The organism is Streptomyces sp. NPDC041108, from assembly GCF_055592645.1.
Map to the genome: position 1 here is coordinate 226,918 of NZ_JBVIYK010000002.1, position 17,719 is coordinate 244,636.

The 17,719-nt window shown below is 73.7% G+C and carries 15 protein-coding genes and 1 tRNA gene; 6 read left to right on the forward strand and 10 right to left on the reverse strand.

From position 1 onward, the window contains the following. Positions 1-145: 145 nt before the first annotated feature. Positions 146-658: a DUF3830 family protein gene (locus ACZ6BB_RS06975; protein ID WP_471614279.1), complete on the forward strand. Its 513-nt coding sequence runs from the start codon at positions 146-148 to the stop codon at positions 656-658. Between the two features lie 209 nt (positions 659-867). Here the strand turns inward: ACZ6BB_RS06975 and ACZ6BB_RS06980 are convergent, their stop codons facing one another. Beyond that, positions 868-2,268 (reverse strand): amidase, encoded by a 1,401-nt coding sequence (locus ACZ6BB_RS06980; protein ID WP_471614280.1) that lies wholly within the window; start codon positions 2,266-2,268, stop codon positions 868-870. A gap of 19 nt (positions 2,269-2,287) precedes the next feature. Beyond that, the gene (locus ACZ6BB_RS06985) at positions 2,288-3,274 is read right to left on the reverse strand and encodes a D-2-hydroxyacid dehydrogenase (protein WP_471614281.1); all 987 of its coding nucleotides are present in this window, start codon (positions 3,272-3,274) and stop codon (positions 2,288-2,290) included. Between the two features lie 129 nt (positions 3,275-3,403). Between ACZ6BB_RS06985 and ACZ6BB_RS06990 the strand changes: the two genes are divergently transcribed. From ACZ6BB_RS06990 to ACZ6BB_RS07000, 3 genes are all read left to right on the forward strand, one after another. Then, positions 3,404-4,213, forward strand: a complete 810-nt coding sequence (locus ACZ6BB_RS06990; RefSeq protein ID WP_471614713.1) for a maleate cis-trans isomerase family protein — start codon at positions 3,404-3,406, stop codon at positions 4,211-4,213. Continuing rightward, a complete protein-coding gene (locus ACZ6BB_RS06995; RefSeq protein ID WP_471614282.1) occupies positions 4,210-4,941 on the forward strand; it encodes a maleate cis-trans isomerase family protein in 732 nt (243 codons plus the stop codon). Before ACZ6BB_RS06990 ends, ACZ6BB_RS06995 begins: the two co-directional genes overlap by 4 nt. 134 nt (positions 4,942-5,075) lie before the next feature. Then, positions 5,076-6,176: an LLM class flavin-dependent oxidoreductase gene (locus ACZ6BB_RS07000; protein ID WP_471614283.1), complete on the forward strand. Its 1,101-nt coding sequence runs from the start codon at positions 5,076-5,078 to the stop codon at positions 6,174-6,176. Here ACZ6BB_RS07000 and ACZ6BB_RS07005 read toward each other — a convergent pair. Next, positions 6,167-8,068 carry a putative bifunctional diguanylate cyclase/phosphodiesterase gene (locus tag ACZ6BB_RS07005; protein WP_471614284.1) on the reverse strand — a complete coding sequence of 634 codons (1,902 nt, stop codon included), beginning with the start codon at positions 8,066-8,068 and terminating at the stop codon, positions 6,167-6,169. The two genes, ACZ6BB_RS07000 and ACZ6BB_RS07005, sit on opposite strands and share 10 nt — an antisense overlap. Positions 8,069-8,454: 386 nt before the next feature. Here ACZ6BB_RS07005 and ACZ6BB_RS07010 point away from each other — a divergent pair, with 386 nt between their 5' ends. Further along, a complete protein-coding gene (locus tag ACZ6BB_RS07010) occupies positions 8,455-9,831 on the forward strand; it encodes a M6 family metalloprotease domain-containing protein (RefSeq protein ID WP_471614285.1) in 1,377 nt (458 codons plus the stop codon). Positions 9,832-9,933: 102 nt separating this feature from the next. Here ACZ6BB_RS07010 and ACZ6BB_RS07015 read toward each other — a convergent pair. From ACZ6BB_RS07015 to ACZ6BB_RS07045, 7 genes are all read right to left on the reverse strand, one after another. After that, positions 9,934-10,007, reverse strand: a tRNA-Lys gene (locus tag ACZ6BB_RS07015). Next, positions 9,998-10,678, reverse strand: a complete 681-nt coding sequence (locus ACZ6BB_RS07020; protein WP_471614286.1) for a bifunctional DNA primase/polymerase — start codon at positions 10,676-10,678, stop codon at positions 9,998-10,000. The genes ACZ6BB_RS07015 and ACZ6BB_RS07020 overlap by 10 nt, the downstream gene beginning before the upstream one ends. A gap of 501 nt (positions 10,679-11,179) precedes the next feature. Further along, positions 11,180-11,542 carry a hypothetical protein gene (locus ACZ6BB_RS07025; protein WP_275458218.1) on the reverse strand — a complete coding sequence of 121 codons (363 nt, stop codon included), beginning with the start codon at positions 11,540-11,542 and terminating at the stop codon, positions 11,180-11,182. A 227-nt stretch (positions 11,543-11,769) separates the two neighbouring features. Beyond that, positions 11,770-13,113, reverse strand: a complete 1,344-nt coding sequence (locus ACZ6BB_RS07030) for a DEAD/DEAH box helicase family protein (protein WP_471614287.1) — start codon at positions 13,111-13,113, stop codon at positions 11,770-11,772. Beyond that, entirely contained in the window at positions 13,110-14,720 is a 1,611-nt protein-coding gene (locus tag ACZ6BB_RS07035) for a hypothetical protein (RefSeq protein ID WP_471614288.1), read from the reverse strand. The genes ACZ6BB_RS07030 and ACZ6BB_RS07035 overlap by 4 nt, the downstream gene beginning before the upstream one ends. Beyond that, the gene (locus ACZ6BB_RS07040; protein ID WP_471614714.1) at positions 14,711-15,874 is read right to left on the reverse strand and encodes a hypothetical protein; all 1,164 of its coding nucleotides are present in this window, start codon (positions 15,872-15,874) and stop codon (positions 14,711-14,713) included. Before ACZ6BB_RS07040 ends, ACZ6BB_RS07035 begins: the two co-directional genes overlap by 10 nt. After that, positions 15,825-16,868, reverse strand: coding sequence for a phosphatase PAP2 family protein (locus ACZ6BB_RS07045; RefSeq protein WP_471614289.1), 1,044 nt, complete (start codon positions 16,866-16,868; stop codon positions 15,825-15,827). Before ACZ6BB_RS07045 ends, ACZ6BB_RS07040 begins: the two co-directional genes overlap by 50 nt. A gap of 203 nt (positions 16,869-17,071) precedes the next feature. On the opposite strand from ACZ6BB_RS07045, the gene ACZ6BB_RS07050 reads away from it, so the two are divergent. Then, the gene (locus tag ACZ6BB_RS07050) at positions 17,072-17,671 is read left to right on the forward strand and encodes a histidine phosphatase family protein (RefSeq protein ID WP_471614290.1); all 600 of its coding nucleotides are present in this window, start codon (positions 17,072-17,074) and stop codon (positions 17,669-17,671) included. Positions 17,672-17,719: the final 48 nt, after the last annotated feature.

Here is a 17,719-nt window from a genome sequence, read left to right on the forward strand (position 1 = left end):
GCCAACGGGTATGCCGGTTCTTTTCCGGTCCTTCACGCGCGGACGAGGACGGGGAACCGGCGGGGAACGGACCGGGTTGAAGCCCGGGAAACAGGGCAGGCGCGCGCCGGGTGCGATGACACTGCGACGACGCGAGGAGGCTTCGATGCCGGAACCGGCGGAGCCGGCGGAACGGCACATCGAGATCGCGCTGGAGCGGCGCGGGGTCCGCTGCACGGCCCGGTTGCTCGACGACCGCGCGCCGGTCACCTGCGCGGCGGTGTGGGACGCGCTGCCCCTGTCGGGCGACGTCTACCACGCCAAGTACGCCCGCAACGAGATCTACGCCCTCTTCCCGCCCTTCGCCGACCGCGAGCCGCCCCTGGAGAACCCCACGGTCACGCCCATCCCGGGCGACCTGTGCTACTTCTCCTTCGCCGGCACGGAGTTGGCCACCAGCGCCTACGGCTACGACCGTGACGTCCGCCCCGGCACGACCCTCGTCGACCTGGCCCTCTTCTACGAACGCAACAACCTGCTGCTGAACGGGGACGTGGGCTGGGTGCCCGGCATCGTCTGGGGCCAGGTGGTGTCGGGCCTGGAGGAGATGGCGCAGGCGTGCAACGACCTGTGGCGGGCGGGGGCGGCGGGGGAGACGCTGCGGTTCCGCAGGGCGTGAGGGGCGGCACGTCCGTCGGTTCGGCGGGTGCGGCCCGGCGGGGTGTCTCGCGCAGTTCCCCGCGCCCCTGAGAAGCACGGGCTGCGCCCCTGCTCTTCCGGCCCGGGTCTGATGCTTCCAGGGGGCGCGGGGAACTGCGCGACCAGCCCCCACCCACCCGCACCCGACATCGCACCCCACCTCCACCCCCCAAGCGGCGGCAGGGCCGTTCAGAGGCGCGGCGCAGCCACCCCCGCAATCCCCGCCTCGTACAACGCATGCCCCACCCGAAGCACCAGATCGTCCCGATGCCGAGCCGCCACCACCTGCAACCCCACCGGCAGCCCGCCCCCCTCCACCCGCACCGGCACACTCGCCGCCGGCTGCTGCGTCAGGTTGAACGGGTACGTGAACGGCGTCCACGCGGTCCACCGCCGTCCCCCGGAACCCCGCGGCACCTCCACCCCCGCCTCGAACGCGGTCACCGGCAACGTGGGCGTGACCAGTACGTCGTACCGCTCGTGGAACGCCCCCATCCGCCGCCCGAGATCCATCCGCACATCCACCGCGGCCAGATACTCCAGCGCGGACACCCGAGCCCCCACGTCCCGGATCTCCCGCAACCCGGGGTCCAGGGACGCCCGCTGCCGTGCCCCCATCCGCTGCGTCACCCGCGCCGCCCCGCTGAACCACAGCGTGTGGAACGCCCCGACCGGATCGGAGAAGTCGGGATCGGCCTCGCTGACGTACGCCCCGAGCCCGGCTAGCCCCTCCACGGCCCGCCGCACCGCGCCGGCGACGGAGGGCTGTACGGCCACCTGCCCGCCCAGCGAGGCCGAGTACGCGACCCGCAACCCCCGCACCCCGCCGGCGAGCGCGTCCACGAAGGAACCGGACGGCGGTGCGAGCCCCGACCAGTCCCGCGCGTCGGGCCGGGCGACGACGTCCAGCATCAGCGCGGCGTCGGCCGCGTCCCGGGTCAGCGGCCCCACGTGCGACAGCGTGCCGAACGCGCTCGCGGGATACAGCGGCACCCGTCCGTACGTCGGCTTCAGCCCGAACACCCCGCAGAACGCGGCCGGGATGCGCACACTGCCGCCCCCGTCCGTGCCCAGCGCCAGCGGTCCCGCCCCGAGCGCGACGGCCGCCGCGGCGCCCCCGCTGGAGCCCCCGGCCGTACGCGAGAGGTCGTACGGATTGCGCGTCACACCGCTCAGCGGTGAGTCGGTGACGCCCTTCCAGCCGAACTCGGGCGTCGTGGTCTTCCCCAGGAAGACGGCCCCCTGCTCCCGCAGCCGGGCCACGGACGGCGCGTCCTCGTCCCAACTCCCCTGCGCGGAGACCGTCCTGGAGCCCCGCAGGGTCGGCCCGCCCCGCATCAGCAGGATGTCCTTCACCGTGACCGGCACCCCGTCCACCGCCCCGGCCGGCTCCCCGCGCCGCCAGCGCGCCTCCGACTCCCGCGCCTGCGCGAGGGCCGGCCCGGTGTCGACACGGACGAAGGCGTTCACGGCCGGCTGCACGCGCTCGGCCCGTTCCAGCGCCGCGCGCACCACGTCCACCGGGCTGAACTCGCCCTTGCGGTACCCCTCGACCAGTCGTACGGCGGACAGTTCCGTCAGCTCCGACATCCGGCCCCTCCCAGGGGGTTCAGTGCCCGGGCACGTACCCGCGCTTCTTGTCGACCACGTTGGGCAGCGGCTTGCCCGCCTCCCACAGCTCGAACAACTCCACGAACTGGGCGCCGAGTTCGTCCCGCCAGCCCACCGTGTCCCCGCTCATGTGGGGAGAGACGATCAGCCCGGGAACCTCCCACAGCGGGTCGTCCGGGCCGAGCGGCTCGCGCGCGAAGACGTCCAGCGCGGCCCCCGCGATCCACCGCTTGCGCAGCGCCTCCACGAGCGCGTCCTCCACCACGAGCTGCCCGCGCCCCACGTTCACGAACCGCGCGGACGGCTGCATGACCCCGAACCGCCGGGCGTCGAACATGCCGTACGTCGCCTCCGTCAGCGGCGCGGCCGCGATCACCCAGTCGGCGCGGGCCAGCAACCGGTCGAGTTCCTCCGGACCGTGCACTCCGGGCCGCGCGGTCCGGCCGACCAGTGCCGTGTGCAGACCGAGGGCCTTGAGACAGCGCGCGATCGCCCGCCCGATCGGCCCGGACCCCACCACGCACGCCCGGCCGCCCGCCACCCGCAGCGTCTCCCGGTGCCGCCACTCCCGCCGCCCCTGCAGCTCCCAACTGCGCGGCAGATCCTTGGCCATGGCGAGGACGAGCGCGGCGACGTACTCGGCGATCGGCGCCTCGAAGACCCCGCGCGCGTTCGTCACCACCGCCTCCTCGTCGGCGACCAGTTCGGGACAGAGCAGATGGTCGACGCCCGCGCTCGCCGTGTGCACCCAGCGCGGCCGGGACCCGCCGCCCGGCCAGGCGTCCCGCACCGCAGAGGAGGTGAAGTCCCACACCAGCAGCACGTCGGCGTACGGCAGCCGCTCGGCCAGCGTCGTGGCGTCGGCGTACTCGACCGTGGCCCGCCCGGTGAGCCGGCCGAGCCGGGGGCGCGGCTCGGCGTCGAGGACGAGGAGGCGCGGACGCCGCGACGGGTCCGCGGGAGAGGAAGGGACGAGAGAGGACACCGGACACCCCACGAGAAGCGTGTGACATGCACTGATTGACCACGCTCGCACCCGAACCTACCTTCGTCAACACGGACTTGCGCACGTTCTGTCGTCCGCACATCTCTCTCCGTGAGGCCGGTGACCGTCATGAACGTCTCCTTCCTCGGTGGGCCCCGACCGCAGCGCGGCATCGGTGTCATCGCCCCCTTCGACTTCGCCCTCGACCGCGAACTGTGGCGGTGGGTCCCGGACGACGTCTCCCTCCATCTCACCCGGACCCCGTACGTCCCGGTCGAGGTGAGCCTCCACCTGGCCCGCCTGGTCTCCGAGCACGAGACGCTCCACGAGGCGGTCCGGGCCCTGAACGAGGTCGCGCCCGAGACCGTGGCCTACGCCTGCACCAGCGGCAGCTTCGTCGCAGGGGTCGCGGGGGAGCGCGCGATGGGTGAGGCCATGATCCGCGCGGGCGCCGCGCACGCGGTCACCACCTCCGGCGCGCTGCTCGCCGCCCTGGCCGAGCTGAACGCGCGCCGGGTCGCCCTGGTCACCCCGTACACCGTCTCGGTCACCCGGTCCCTGGAGGAGTACCTCGGGCAGGCGGGCATCCTGGTCACCGGCCGGGCCTCGCTGGGGCTGGTCCGGCACATCTGGAAGGTCTCCTACCGCGATGTGGTCGCCATGGCCCACCGGGCGGTCCGCGCCACGACCCCCGACGTCCTCTTCATCGCCTGCACCAACCTCCCCACCTACGACGTCATCCCCCAGCTCGAAGCGGAACTGCGGATGCCGGTCATCTCGGCCAACCAGGTGACGATGTGGGCGGCACTGCGTCATCTGGGTACCCGGGCGGTGGGTCCGTACCAGGCTCTGCTCGACGAGTCGGCCAGGCTGCCGTTCGGTGCGGGGCCTGTTCCGCCACCGCCGGTACTGCCGGAAGAACAGGAAGGTTGGGCATGACCGCACTCGGTTTCCTCTATCCGGGCCACTCCGCCGAGGACGACTATCCGAGGATGGAGCAACTGCTCGGCAGCGACATCCGGGTGGACGTGGTGCACACCGACATCGGCGAGGACGCCCACCGGGTGGACGCCCTGCGTGAGATGGGCGCCCCCGAACGGCTGGCCGCCGGCTGCGAGGCCCTGCGTCTGTCCGGTGCGGAGGCCGTCGTCTGGGCCTGCACCAGCGGCAGCTTCGTCCACGGCTACGAAGGCGCCCACGAGCAGATCCGGGCCCTCGCCCTCGCGGCGGGCCTCCCGGCCTCCTCCACGTCCTTCGCGTTCGCCCACGCGGCACGGGAGGTCGGCGCCACGCGGGTCGCCGTGGCCGCGACCTACCCGGACGACGTGGCCCGCCTCTTCGTCGACTTCCTGGCGGCGGCCGGCGTCGAGGTCCTCTCCGTCCGGGGCGCCGGCATCGTCACGGCGGCGGAGGTGGGCACCTGGGGCCTCGACGAGACCCTCGCCCTCGCCCGCGCGGGCGACCACCCGGACGCGCAGGCCCTGCTCCTCCCGGACACGGCCCTCCACACCGCCTCCCACCTCCCCACCCTGGAGAAGGAACTCGGCAAACCGGTCCTCACCGCCAACCAGGTCACGCTCTGGGAGGCCCTGAGGCTGGCCGACAGGAGGGTCAACGCACCCCGACTGGGCCAGCTGTTCACCAGGGAACCCATCGTGCAGGTATGACCACCCGAGCCCCTGGAACGGGCCGCCGGCCGTTTCAGGGGCGGCGGGGGCGGGGGAATAACCGGAGCCACCCTCCTGTTGACTCACCCCGTACCGCCGCACCACTCACCCGCACGCCCCCAGGAGGCCCCACCGTGACCACAGACGAGATACGAGGCGAAACCAAGGGCACCGCCCCGTTCCCCCTCTCCGTCCTCGACCTGGTCACCGTCGGCGCCGGCCGCACCGCCTCGGACGCCCTGCGCACCAGCGTCACCCTCGCCCGTCAGGCCGAGCGAAGGGGCTTCCACCGCTACTGGGTCGCCGAGCACCACTCCATGCCCGGTGTGGCCTCGTCCTCCCCGGCCGTGATCCTCGCCCACCTCGCCGCCCACACCACCCGCATCCGCCTCGGCTCGGGCGGCGTGATGCTCCCCAACCACGCCCCCCTGGTGATCGCGGAGCAGTTCGGCACCCTCGAAGCGATGGCCCCCGGCCGTATCGACCTCGGCCTCGGCCGCGCCCCCGGCACGGACGGCGCCACCGCCGCCGCCCTGCGCCGCTCCGCCCTCCTGAACGAGGGCGCCGACGACTTCCCGGAACAGCTCGCCGAGCTGACCCGGTTCCTCGACGACGACTTCCCCGACGGCCACCCCTACCGCCGTGTCCACGCGGTCCCCGGCCCGGTCCAGGCCACCTCGCCCGGCGGCGTCCAGTCGCCGCACCGCCCCCCGGTGTGGCTGCTCGGCTCCTCCGGCTTCAGTGCCCGCCTGGCCGGCTCCCTCGGCCTTCCCTTCGCCTTCGCCCACCACTTCTCCGCGCGGAACACGATCCCGGCGCTCGACCTGTACCGCGAGTCGTTCCGTCCCTCGCCGGTCCTCGACGCCCCGTACGCGCTGATCGGCGTCTCCGCCCTCGCCGCCGACGAGGAGAAGGAGGCCCGCCGTCAGGTCAGGGCCGCCGCGCTCAACATGGTCCGGCTGCGCACCGGCCGCCCCGGCCTCGTCCCGACGCCGGAGGAGGCGGAGGCGTACGAGTTCAGCGCGGTGGAGCGGGACTTCATCGACTCCTGGAACGCCGACGTCGTGCACGGCACCGTCGACGAGGTCCGCACGCGCCTCGACGACCTCCACAAGCGCACCGGCGCCGACGAGCTGATGCTCACCACTCACGCCCACAGCGCCGAGCTGCGCCTGCGCTCGTACGAGCTGATCGCGGACGCCTACGACCTGCCGCGCACCGAGGGTCAGGCCTGAGGGCAGGCCGCGGCCCCCAGCAGTTCCGCGATCCGTTCCGGCGACACCGCGCGGGAGTACAGCCACCCCTGCCCGGTGTCGCAGCCGAGCCGGCGCAGCCTGGACGCCTGCGCGTCGGTCTCCACACCCTCCGCCGTGACCGACAGCCCGAGCCGGTGGGCGAGCTGGACGAGCGCCTCGACGATGATCTCGTCGGCGGGACTGGGCTGTCCGGCGTCCGCGACGTCGTCGGCCCCGGGCCCGGCCGCACCGGGCCCCGCGCCTTCCTCCCCGCCCTCGTACTGGAACCCGCGTACGAACGCCCCGTCCAGTTTCAGCACCGACACCGGCAGCCGGCTCAGGTACGCGAGGTTGGAGTACCCGGTGCCGAAGTCGTCGATGGCGATGCGTACGCCCATGTCGCTGAGGGCCCTGAGCGCCTGGAGGGGGCGGCCGGCGGAGCCCATCAGCGCGGACTCGGTCAGCTCCAGCTGCAGCAGATGCGGGGCGAGGCCGGTCTCCGCGAGGATCTCGGCGACGTCGGCGACCAGGTCGGAGTCCCAGACCTGGCGGACGGCCACGTTCACGCTGACGAAGATCGGCGCCCGGTCGGGATGGTCGGTCTGCCAGCGGCGGGCCTGCCGGCAGGCGGTGGCCAGGATCCACCGCCCGAGCTGGACGATCGAGCCGTCCTCCTCCGCCAGTGAGATGAACCGATTCGGCGTCAACAGGCCGAACTGCGGGTGATGCCAGCGCACCAGCGCCTCGACCCCGCGCACCTCACCCTCCGCCATGCCCACCAGCGGCTGGTACTCCAGGACGAACTCGCCCCGCCCGACGGCCGCCCGCAGCGTGGACGACAGGGCCTGACGGGTCATCCGGTGGGCGTTGCGCTCCGGGTCGAACAGCGTCCAGCGGGCCTTGCCGTCGGCCTTCGCCCAGTACAGCGTCGTGTCGGCGGCCTGCATCAGCCCGGTCACCGTCGTGCTCGTCGACTGCCGCTCGACGACCCCGATCGACGCGGAGACGGACAACCGCTGACCGGCCAGGTCGAAGGGCGCCTGCAGTGCCTTGAGGACCGAGTCGGCCAGGTCGGCGAGCTGTTCCGTGCCGGTGGAGTCCTCCACGAGCAGCGCGAACTCGTCGCCGCCGAGTCTGGCCACCAGCGGTGCCCCGGCGGGCGTACCGGGCTTGCGAAGCAGGGCGGCCTCCTCGGCGCACCGGGTGAGCCGCTCGGCGACGGCCGCGAGGAGCCGGTCGCCGACACGGTGGCCGAGGGTGTCGTTGACCGCCTTGAACCCGTCCAGGTCCAGATAGACCAGGCCGATCCGGCCGGTGCCGACCTCGTCGTACCCCTCGCGTTCGAGGGCGGCGGAGAGGTGTTCGAAGAAGAGGGTGCGGTTGGGGAGCCGGGTCACCGGGTCGTGCATCTGCAGGTGGCGGAGCCTGGCCTGAAGCTGACGATTGGCGCTGATGTCGGCGACCGACAGGAGCACCGCCCGCTCCTCCTCGGGCAGCGGTGCCACCGACACCTGCACCCACAGCCAGCTCCCGTCCGGCTGTTTGAGCCGGCGCGTACAGCGCAGCCGGGCCTGCCGGCCGCGCAGCACCTCGCGGTACGCGTGCCAGGTGCGGGTGTCCGAGGCGAGGTCCACCAGATCGGCGGCGACCCGTCCGGTCAGCGGCTCCGTGCCCGTGCCGAGCAGTGTCCCCATCGCCCCGTTGGCGGTGACGACCAGTCCGTCCCGGTCGACGACGGCCATGGCCAGCGGCGCGACGGAGAAGGCGGCGGGGGTCGTGGGACTCTCCTCCGCCGACGGGGACGACTGAACTGACGCATTGGCGTGACGCTCTGTGATTGCCGGCCGGACGAGGTCTGCCGCGGGCGCCGGCCCTTGGGACGTTCCGCTCACCGTTCGCTCCCGCAGTGCACTCGTTTTCGTACGGATCTCATGTGTCTCGTCGGAGCGGCCGAACCGGTACGTAGGGGCGCTCTAGCCGTGTCCGTGCAGGAAAGTGTGCCGATCATAGAGGTTGCCCCCAAGGGCTTCCAGCCACTCTCCAGTCTCCCTGAACAACGACCTGATCTGGCAGATCGTTTCTGCCCCGAGCTGAACGGCTTCCCCGTTCCGTCGACCGCTTGTGACGTTCCGTGAGTGTCCGGGGTGTCGGCCATCAGAGGTCATCCGGCTCCATCTCGCCTCTCCCTCACCCTTCTGGTGCAGGCAAACAGGGCAAAGTACTACTAATTCAGAAAATCTGGACGCGGTGTCCACAAGATCCGCATCCGGAGGTCTCCGTGCAGCGTCCGCTCCCCTGGAAGGAACTCCTCGGCGACCGGGCGCCCATGCTGCGCAGCACTGCGGCCATGCTCACCTCCCTCACCGCGCTCGCCGCGACCTCCCTGATCGCGGCTCCCTCCGCCGTGCCGCTGTCGGAGCCGTGCACGCTGCGGCGCACCCAGGCGCACCACTCGGAGGGCCTCGACACCTGGAACTCCGCGTATCCGCGCCCCACCCGCGACCTCGACGCCGTACTCGTATTCTTGTCATTCCCGGACGCGGCCCCTCTCACCACACCGGCGGAGCTGACCGCGGATCACTTTCCGGCCACCAGTGAGTTCTTCGAACGCGCGTCTTATGGCAAGTTCGCGCTCCACCCTCATCCGCGCCGTGAGTGGCTGGAGATGCCCCGGCCGTCGACGGCGTACGCCATACGACGTGACTGGAACGCGACGCACCGGGCCGCCTATCTCAGGGACGCGCTCGCCACGGCCGACCCGCACGTCGACTTCTCCCGCTACGACATCGTGTACTTCGTCGCCGACCCGCACGCGCCCGGTGTCGACTCGGACGCCACGAAGGTGGTCAACCTCGAGGCGCCGCTGGACATCGACGGCACGGGCCTGCGCCGGGTCGTCACCGTGTTCGAGCGGCACCCGCCGGACCGTCTCGTCCTCGCCCATGAGACCGGCCATGTCTTCGACCTCCCCGACCTCTATCGCCGCCCCGCCGACGGCAAGGGCGACTGGGACACCCACGTCGGTGACTGGGACCTCATGGGCAGCCAGTTCGCCCTCGCCCCGGACCTGTTCGCCTGGCACAAGTGGAAGCTGGGCTGGCTGGAACCGCGCCAGGTGACATGCGTACGGGGAGCGGGGAGCACCCGGCTGACGCTGGAGGCGGTGGGGGCGGGACCGAGAGGGGCGTACGAGGGGGAGACCGCGGCGGGTGGTACGGGTCGGGCCGTGGACGGCCGGGCCGTCGGACGGGCGGGCGGTGGGGGAGCCGGCGCGGTCGGGGCGGTGGCCCCGGCCGGGGTGCCGGCCCTCGGCGCCGGGCGGGGGACGAAGCTGGCGGTCGTCCGGACCGGTCCCGACAGCGCGCTGGCGATCGAGGCGCGGGGGGCGGTGGGCAACGACGCCGCCGTCTGCACGCAGGGCGTCCTCGTCTACCGCATCCGCGGCGGCGCCGAGTCGGGCAGCGGCCCCATCGAGGTCCTCGACGCCCATCCGCGCACCGAGGCGTGCTGGGAGGAGTCCGTGTACCCGCCGCTGGCGGACGCGCCGGTGGGGGTGGGCGAGAGCTTCTCCGTGCCCGGGGAGGGTGTGCGGGTGGCGGTGGAAGGGCGTACGGCCACGGGGGCGTGGGCGGTGCGGATCACGACGGAGCGGTAGGGGTGCGGCACGACGGAGCGACAGGGGGCGGGGGAGGGGAGTGGCGTGTGGCGGGGCAACGAGAGAAGCCCCCCGCTTTCGCGAGGGGCTTCTCTCGTGTCGTGCGCCGCCAGGGACTCGAACCCCGGACCCGCTGATTAAGAGTCAGCTGCTCTAACCAACTGAGCTAGCGGCGCCTGCTGACGTCGTAGACCTTAGCACCCTGATCGGCGGGAGGAAAAATCGATACGCGCACGGTCGCGGAGGTGCTCGCGCGGGCTGCCCGGACCGCCGCCCAGAGCAGTACGTCGGGCCCCGGAAGCCAAGGTCGGCGGGTGTCCGGGGCGACGAGCCAGCGGGATCCGAGGTGGCCCGTTCCTGGTGCGTCCGGTGTGCTGCCGCGGCCCTCGTCGGGGCGGCCGGCTCGGTCGTCCTCGGGCTCGGTGCGGAGCACGGCGGGGACGGTCACCGCGTCGCCGGTGCCGTGACAGAGGAGGGGAGGGACGGCGCCGGTGCGGCCCGGAGAGCCCCACTCCTCCCACGCCAGCAGGGTGGGCAGCCGCTGGGCGGTGCCGGGGGAGGCGAACAGCAGCATGCGCCCCCGGTAGACGGCGACCGGGCCGGAGCCGGGGCCCTCGTCCCACAGCCGGTCGAGCATGCGCCGCCCGAAGATCGCCGGCACGCTGACGACGTCGAAGACGGACCCGCACGGCAGCACCACCGGCGCCGAGGGCCGCTCCTCCCACAGCGTCAGGGTGCTGCGCGGATACGTTCCTGCCGAGGCCAGCCAAGCCGCCCCGTCCGCCGTGACCCCCGCGACGTCGTCCCCGTCCTGCGGGTACCTGCCCGTCTCCACTCCACCGCTCATGCCTCTAGGTCTACCGCCCGTGAGCACCCGACCCCGGGCGGTTGCCGGAAACTGGGACGTGAGGTGGGCAAGTGGGGTATCTTGCCCACCCGGCATATGCCAGAAGCCGTTTCGTACCGACGGTCCCCGCTACGAAGGCGGGCGTGCCGCGGAGGTGGAGGGGGTGCGGGCGGCGGTGGCCTTCTGGGGCCGGGGTGCGACACCCGACGTGCCGAGCGCCGGTGCGGCGGAACTCCTGGGCGGGGGCAGCCGTGCGGGTGCGGCTGCCTCCGCCGGGGCGCGGAGCCCACGGCTGTCGGGTGCCGGTGCCGCGGCCTGCCGTGCCCGGGCCGGGCCCGGGGCCTGGTCGCCCAGGGCCTTGCTTCGTCTTCCCGTCGTCGCCCGGAGGGCCAGGCGGACGGGAGTGTGACGACAGGGCCGGGGGCCTCGGCCGACCCGGTCCGTCCGGCCCCGGCCCTCGGGGCGCCCCGTCCCCGATCCCCCCACCCGGAGGGACTCCGGTCAGAGGGACTCCGGCCCGCTCACGTCCCGACCTCGCTGCAGTTCCCGCCCGTACTCCACCATCTTCTTGGCGTAGTCCTCGGTCCACTCCGCCCGTTCCGCGATGTCCGCCGGGGTCAGCCGGTCGAACCGCCTGGGGTCCGCCAACTGCGCCGCCGCGATCGCCTGGAACTCCACGGCCCGGTCCGCCGCCGCCCGGAACGCCTGCGCCAGCTCCGTCGCCCGCGACAGCAGTGCCCGCGGATCGTCGATCGACTCCAGGTCGAAGAAGTGCTCGGGATCGCCGGCCGCTTCCGCCGGCTCGAAGAGCAGGGGCGCGGGGCGTAGCCGCGGTTCGTTCCGACGCGGCGTGGGCTCCGCCATGTCTTCTCCTCCTCGTACGACGGTTCGGTGGGCCGGTCCCCGGGGGTGTCCCGGGTGGAGAGCCACCGTCCATTCTCTCGTGACCGCGCAAGTAGGCACCGACCCTGCCGAGGCTTTCCAACCGCGGACCCCCGCACACCTGCGCCCGGGAGGCGCCGCCCCGCTCGCGTCCGCCGGGACCGCCCCGCACCGCGCCCCCCCGGAGCCGGCAGCAGGACCCCGCGCGGTCAGGGGCGCAGGCTCACCCGGTGCTTCGACCAGTGGTCCCAGGTCGACATCATCGCCTCCCAGCCGTCCGGGAACTTCACGGTCACCCCCAGCTGCACCGGCTCGGTCGAGGGATGGTCGTCGAGCAGATCGTCGACGCCCGCCCGGCACACCACGACGCACGCGTGCCGGTGCCGGGAGGCGAGGACGCACAGCCGCCCGGTCTCCAGGTGGAACGCCGTGGCGTCGGGACGACCGGACAGCGGATGCAGGACGACCGTGACGTCGTACTCCCGGCCCTGCAGCCGGTTCGCCGTGTCCACGACCACGTCGGTGACGCCCAGCTCGGCCAGCGCCGCGCGCACCGCGGCGGCCTGGTCGCGGTGGGCCGTGCCGACGGCGATCCGGTCGGCGGTCAGCGGCACGGGCTCCTCGGACCGCTCGGAGGTCGCCGCCCCACCCCGGTCGAGAAGGCGCCGTACGACCAGGGCGACGGCATGAACCGCCTCCGGGTCGGTGCGTGGCGTGTGCCGGGCCGGCAGCTCCAGCAGCCCCCAGCCCGACTCGGCCGCCTCGTCGATCACCCGGTCCGCGCCGGAACCGTCCGACGGCACCGCGAACCCCAGCCGCCGGTCCCCGTGGTCCGTGCCGCTGCGGAAGGGGGTGAAGGGGTAGAACGCGTCCGACACCAGGGGCGCCGCCGACGCCGGGAGCCGCCAGGACACCGGCAGCCGGTGCTGGGGCAGATCGGGGTTGTGGGCCAGCAGCGTCGACACCGCCGAGGCCGACGGGTCGTACGACAGCCCCGCCCACTGCTCGCTGCCCACGATCGCGAACGGGTCCAGCTGCCCGGGGTCACCCACGAACAGCGCCCGCTCGAACAGCCCCGCCACGGCCAGCAGCGCGTCCGACCGCATCTGGTACGCCTCGTCGACGATCGCGTGCCGCCACGGCTCGACGCCCTTGACGTGCGCCCACTTCGCCGCCGTGGAGATCACCACGTCCAGCCCGGTCAGCTCGGCAGCCTTCGCCGACTTCCGTACGTTCGCCAGGTCGTCCAGCGCCTTGTCGTACGGGTCGCTGTCGCTGCTGTGCAGCCGGCCGACCGGGAGATCCGGCTCCTTCTCCGCGAGCCGGATCACCAGGTCGTCGACCTGCGCGTTCGTCTGCGCGATGACCATCAGCGGGCGCCCGGCGGAGGCGAGTTCGAGTGCCGCGCGGACGACGAGGGTCGACTTCCCCGCGCCGGGCGGCGAGTCGACGACGACGCCGCGCGCGTCCCCGTGCAGCGTGTCGCGCAGGATGGCGTCGGTGGCACGGCCCGCCGCGGCCCCGGGGTCGAGCACGGCCTCGGTGGGGGTCACAGAACGTCCTCCTCGGTCACCGGGTCCGGCAGCGGTACGGCGTCGGGCTCACCCGGCGGCCCCCCGTGCGTCCACGGTGTGTCCTCCGGGTCCGGCAGCTTCGCCCCGCCCCGCTGGTCGTGCTCGAACAGGGTGAAACAGAGCGCTTCCCCCTTCTCGGGGACCGACCCCGCCTCCGGCTCCTTGCCCCGCCCCATTCTGTCCATGATCCGCAGGACGAGAAGGCCGCCCCCCTCTTCCTCGTCGTCCGCCTCGTACCCCACGAACTCGGCCGTCTGCGGCTTCCCGCCCAGCGAGCGGTACACCTTCGCGCGCTCCCCGAGATGCGGCCGGTCCTCGGTCCGTACGGTGACCAGCGGCCGCGGACTCGGCCGCTTGCTCTCGCTGTACGCCATCACGACGTCCGTGACCTCCCCGGCGAACGCCTCGCCGGCCAGCCGCCGCCCGGCCATGACGAGCGGGTCGTCCAGGGCCTCCTGGGCGTCGAGCCGGGCCTGTTCCCGCTCGCGCGCGGCCAGTTTGTTCGCGGCGGTGACCGCGTCGTCGATCCGGGGCTGCGGCGGTTCCCCGGCGACGATCCGGTCCCGGTGGCCGGTGAAGGACCAGCGGTCGCGGGTCCACCGGTCGGCCGCGTGGGCGCCCTCCGGCAGGGCGCGCAGCAGGTCCAGGCCGTGCCAGACCGCGTCCCACGTGGGCCGGGTGCGGCTCTCGACCAGGGCGCGGATCTCCCGCTCGGCGGCGGTCAGCGCGCCCAGCCGGTCGTCGGCCTCCAGGCCGTCCTCGGCGGCGGCCAGGGCGAGCCGTGCCAGGTCGTACCGCTCGACGGCCGGGGCCAGCAGCTTGTTGTCGAAGGCCGGGTCGGTCGCGGGCCCGGCGGGCGGACACAGCAACTGGCCCTCGGCGTCCCGCGCCAGCTCCGCCCGCCGCGCCGCCGCCTCGCCCGACTCCCCCTCCGGGGGGTCGATCCAGGCCAGCAGCGACCCCAGATGCTGGTCCTCCACCCCGGACTGGCCGGTCGCCCAGTGCCGCGACAGCAGGTCGGTGAGCGCGAGCAGCAGCGAGGAGCCCGGCACCCGCGCCCGCTCCCCGAAGTGCGTGAGCCACCGCCCGAGCAGCGGCACGCGCGGCGGCGCCGGATGCGGTGCCTCGGGGTCCTGCTCGGCGGTGCGCCGGAACCGCGTGGAGCGGCCGAGGAGCCGGACGAGATCGATGCCCGTCCGGCTCGGCAGGATCAACTGCGGGGCGTCCGCGCACAGTTCGACCTCGACCTTGACGCGCTTGCCGGTCTCCGGGTCGGTCTCGGTGCGTTCGGCCGCCTCCACCACGTCGGCGTAGGAGTCCACGTACGGCAGCACGATGTCCGCCAGCTCGGCCAGGAACGCGAACCGCAGGTCACGGTCCCGGGGCTGGGGCACCACCAGCAGCCGGGGCGCGTCCCGGTCGGTGCCGACGAGCGCGCCGAGCGGAGCCCCGGCCTCACCGGCGGTGGTGAGCGGCACGAGGACGAGCGGGTGGTCCGAGAGATGCCGGTGCAGGACGGTGGCCGCGGGCTGGGCGCGGCCGGAGCTGACGGCTTCGAGACGGGCGAGAGTGGCGATCAGCGACACGCGGCGCCCTCCCGCGCGGCGCCCGCGGTGCCGAGCGCCTCCGCCCGCAGCTCCGCAGCCCGCCGCAGCGCGGCCACGGCGGGGTCGTCCGGGTCACCGGCCCGGCCGTGGGCCGCCGCCAGGACCTCGTCGACGGTGGTGAGGCCGCCCAGCTCGGCGCGGGCGGCCCGCCCCAGGGAGGTCACCGCGCCCTGCGTGCGGGAGCGGGCCCGGCAGTGGAAGGCCAGCTCGCAGGCGGCGAGGCACTCGGGGGCGTAGGTGGCGGACAGTGCCTCGACGGCGGTCGTCAGCCGCTCCCGGGGCAGGTCCGTGGCGAAGCAGGTGCCCTCGGGGAGGGTGTCCGCGATCTCCTCGATGCGGGTCAGCCGGGCCAACTGGCGGCGGGTGACCGCCCGTTGTCTGCGGATGTCCACGGCGGCGGCCGTCGGGAGGTTGGTGAAGTCCTTGGGGCAGACCAGCAGCACCCGGTGGCGCACCTCGGGCGCGGGGGCGTCCCCGCGCGTCTCGCCGCCGAGCCGGGCGGCGACCTCCTCCAGCGCCAGCACGTACACCGCGGCCTGGCGGGCCGCCGCGCCCACCTTCGCCGCGTCCGCGGAACCGTCGAGCATCGGGAAGGACTTGATCTCGACGACCGACCAGGTGCCGTCCGGGTGGACCACGACCGCGTCCGGCTCCAGGAACGCGGGGGTGCCCGCGACGTCGAGCGCGAGCATCGGGTGGTCGAGCAGGGTCCAGCCGCCGGACTCCGTGGCCTCGCGCAGCGCCAGCGCCGTACGGGCGGTGCGGCCCTCGGGGCCCACGGCCGTGAGGTCGGGGACCGAGGCCGACACCGGGGGCCCGGCGCCGGGGTCCAGTCTCTCGTGCACCAGCCGCAGCAGCTCCGCGCCGCCGTCCGCCTTGACGCGGGCCTCGAAGGCGTTGCCCCGCATGAAGGCGAACTGGGACTGGCCGAAGGCGGAGGGCGAGCCGAGCGCGTCGGCGAGCACCGCCTTGTTCACCCCCGCGCCGTCCAGCAGGGCGCGGCGCTCACAGCCCGGGTTGGCCGCGAGCGCGGCGAGGGCGCGCGCGTCCAGCGCCTTCGGGGGGACCTCGGGTCCGCGCAGCTCAGCGAGCCGCTGCCGCAGCCCCGTCCCCCGCCTCCGCGGGGACGGCACCCGGCTCGGGCTCGATGATCCGCTGCCGTGGAATTCGCTCACCCGGGGAAGTCTGGCACTCCCCACTGACAATGGGGGAGACCGAGCCCCGCGAGGCCGCGGTGGCGGGTGTGACGGGCTCCTCCGCGCGCCGTCCGCCGACGCCGCCGGACCGGTCCCCGGCCGCCGTGCCGGCCGCCGCCGCGAGACCGAGCGCCGCCCGGAACCGGTCGGCGATCCGCAGCACCAGCGGGGTCAGCAGCAGACCCACGCCCATCACGGCGGCGCCCGCCGCGGCGTCGAGGAAGTAGTGGTTGGCGGTGCCCATCACCACGATCGTGGTGATCAGCGGGTACGCCACGGCGGCCGTCCGCACGAGACGCGAGCCGCTCCCGAGGCGCCAGAGGATCACCCCGCACCACAGGGCCCAGCCGACGTGCAGGCTCGGCATCGCCGCGTACTGGTTGGTCATGCCGCCCAGGCCCCGGGGAGCGCTGGCCTCGCCGCCCCACCAGCCCCAGGAGCTGTACTGGGCCATCGTGTCGACGAAGCCGTGGGACGGGTCGAGCAGCCGGGGCGGGCAGGTGGGGAGCAGGGTGAACCCGATGAGGCCGATGAAGGTGGAGGTCAGCAGCCAGGTGCGGGCCGCGCGGTAGCGCACGGCGCGGGACCGGAACAGCCACACCAGGATCGCGGGCGTCACCAGGTAGTGCAGCGACGCGTACCAGAAGTCGGCGGGTATCCCGATCCAGGGCTCCCGCGTGAACAGCCGGTTCAGCGGATGCTCGGCGTTCAGCCACAGGGCCTTCTCGAACCGCAGGATCGCCAGGCCGTGGTCGACGGCGTGGGCGGTGTCGCCGCGCGCCAGGAGCCGGCCGGCCGAGTACGCCCCGTACACCAGAAGGATCAGCGGCAGTTCGGTCCACCAGCGGGCCCGCGCGGTCGGAGCCTCCTCGGTAACCGGTGCGCCGGTCCTTCTGTCAACCGGTGCCTCGGTCGCCTCGGTCTGCGGCATCCGACGTCCTCCCCCATCTGTGTGCCTCGGTGTTCACCTGTGCGCGGTGTTCATCTGTGCGTGGTTCTGCGGTGGCCCTAGTGCAAGACGATGTCCAAGACGCAGGGATCGCCTCCCGGGTTGCCCCCCGACAGCGTGAGCGATGATGGAAACATCCGCCTCCCTATTCTTCCTTCTCGCAGAAGGCCCCCGAAAGGTCGCTCATGGCACCGCGCATCCTGCTGGCCCGGCACGGACAGACGGAATGGTCCCTGCTCGGGAAGCACACCGGCAGGACGGACATCCCGCTCCTCGAAGAGGGCCGGCGCGGTGCCAAGCTCCTCGGGGAGCGCCTGCACCGGGCACCCCTGGACGGGCTGCCCGACGCCGACATCCGGACGAGTCCCCTCTCCCGCGCGCGTGAGACCTGCGATCTGGCGGGCTTCGGCGACCGTGCCACCGAATGGGACACGCTGATGGAGGTGGACTACGGGGCGTACGAGGGGCTGACCCCGGCCGAGATCCAGGACTTCCGGCCCGGCTGGCTCATGTGGCGCGACGGTGTCCCCGAGGGGGAGACCCTGGAACAGCTCTCCGCGCGCGCGGACGAGGTCGTGGCGTGGGCGCGTTCCGCCGAGCGCGACGTCCTCGTCTTCGCCCACGGGCACGTCCTGCGCTCCATAGCCGCGCGCTGGCTGGGCCTCGACCTCACCTTCGCCGCCCGTGTCCGCCTCAGCCCCACGTCCCTGTCGGTCCTCGGCTGGGCCTACGGCGACCCGGCGATCGAGTCCTGGAACGACACCGGGCACCTGACGGGCCACTGACGGACCCCGGCGGGCCACTGACGGACCCCGGCGGCCCGCGACGGCCCG

Bases quoted from the DNA above. Each gene is read 5' to 3' on its own strand.
- ACZ6BB_RS06975 (WP_471614279.1), top strand. From the start codon at position 146: ATGCCGGAACCGGCGGAGCCGGCGGAACGGCACATCGAGATCGCGCTG.
- ACZ6BB_RS06980 (WP_471614280.1), bottom strand. From the start codon at position 2,268: ATGTCGGAGCTGACGGAACTGTCCGCCGTACGACTGGTCGAGGGGTAC.
- ACZ6BB_RS06990 (WP_471614713.1), top strand. From the start codon at position 3,404: ATGAACGTCTCCTTCCTCGGTGGGCCCCGACCGCAGCGCGGCATCGGT.
- ACZ6BB_RS06995 (WP_471614282.1), top strand. From the start codon at position 4,210: ATGACCGCACTCGGTTTCCTCTATCCGGGCCACTCCGCCGAGGACGAC.
- ACZ6BB_RS07020 (WP_471614286.1), bottom strand. From the start codon at position 10,678: ATGAGCGGTGGAGTGGAGACGGGCAGGTACCCGCAGGACGGGGACGAC.
- ACZ6BB_RS07025 (WP_275458218.1), bottom strand. From the start codon at position 11,542: ATGGCGGAGCCCACGCCGCGTCGGAACGAACCGCGGCTACGCCCCGCG.
- ACZ6BB_RS07045 (WP_471614289.1), bottom strand. From the start codon at position 16,868: ATGCCGCAGACCGAGGCGACCGAGGCACCGGTTGACAGAAGGACCGGC.
- ACZ6BB_RS07050 (WP_471614290.1), top strand. From the start codon at position 17,072: ATGGCACCGCGCATCCTGCTGGCCCGGCACGGACAGACGGAATGGTCC.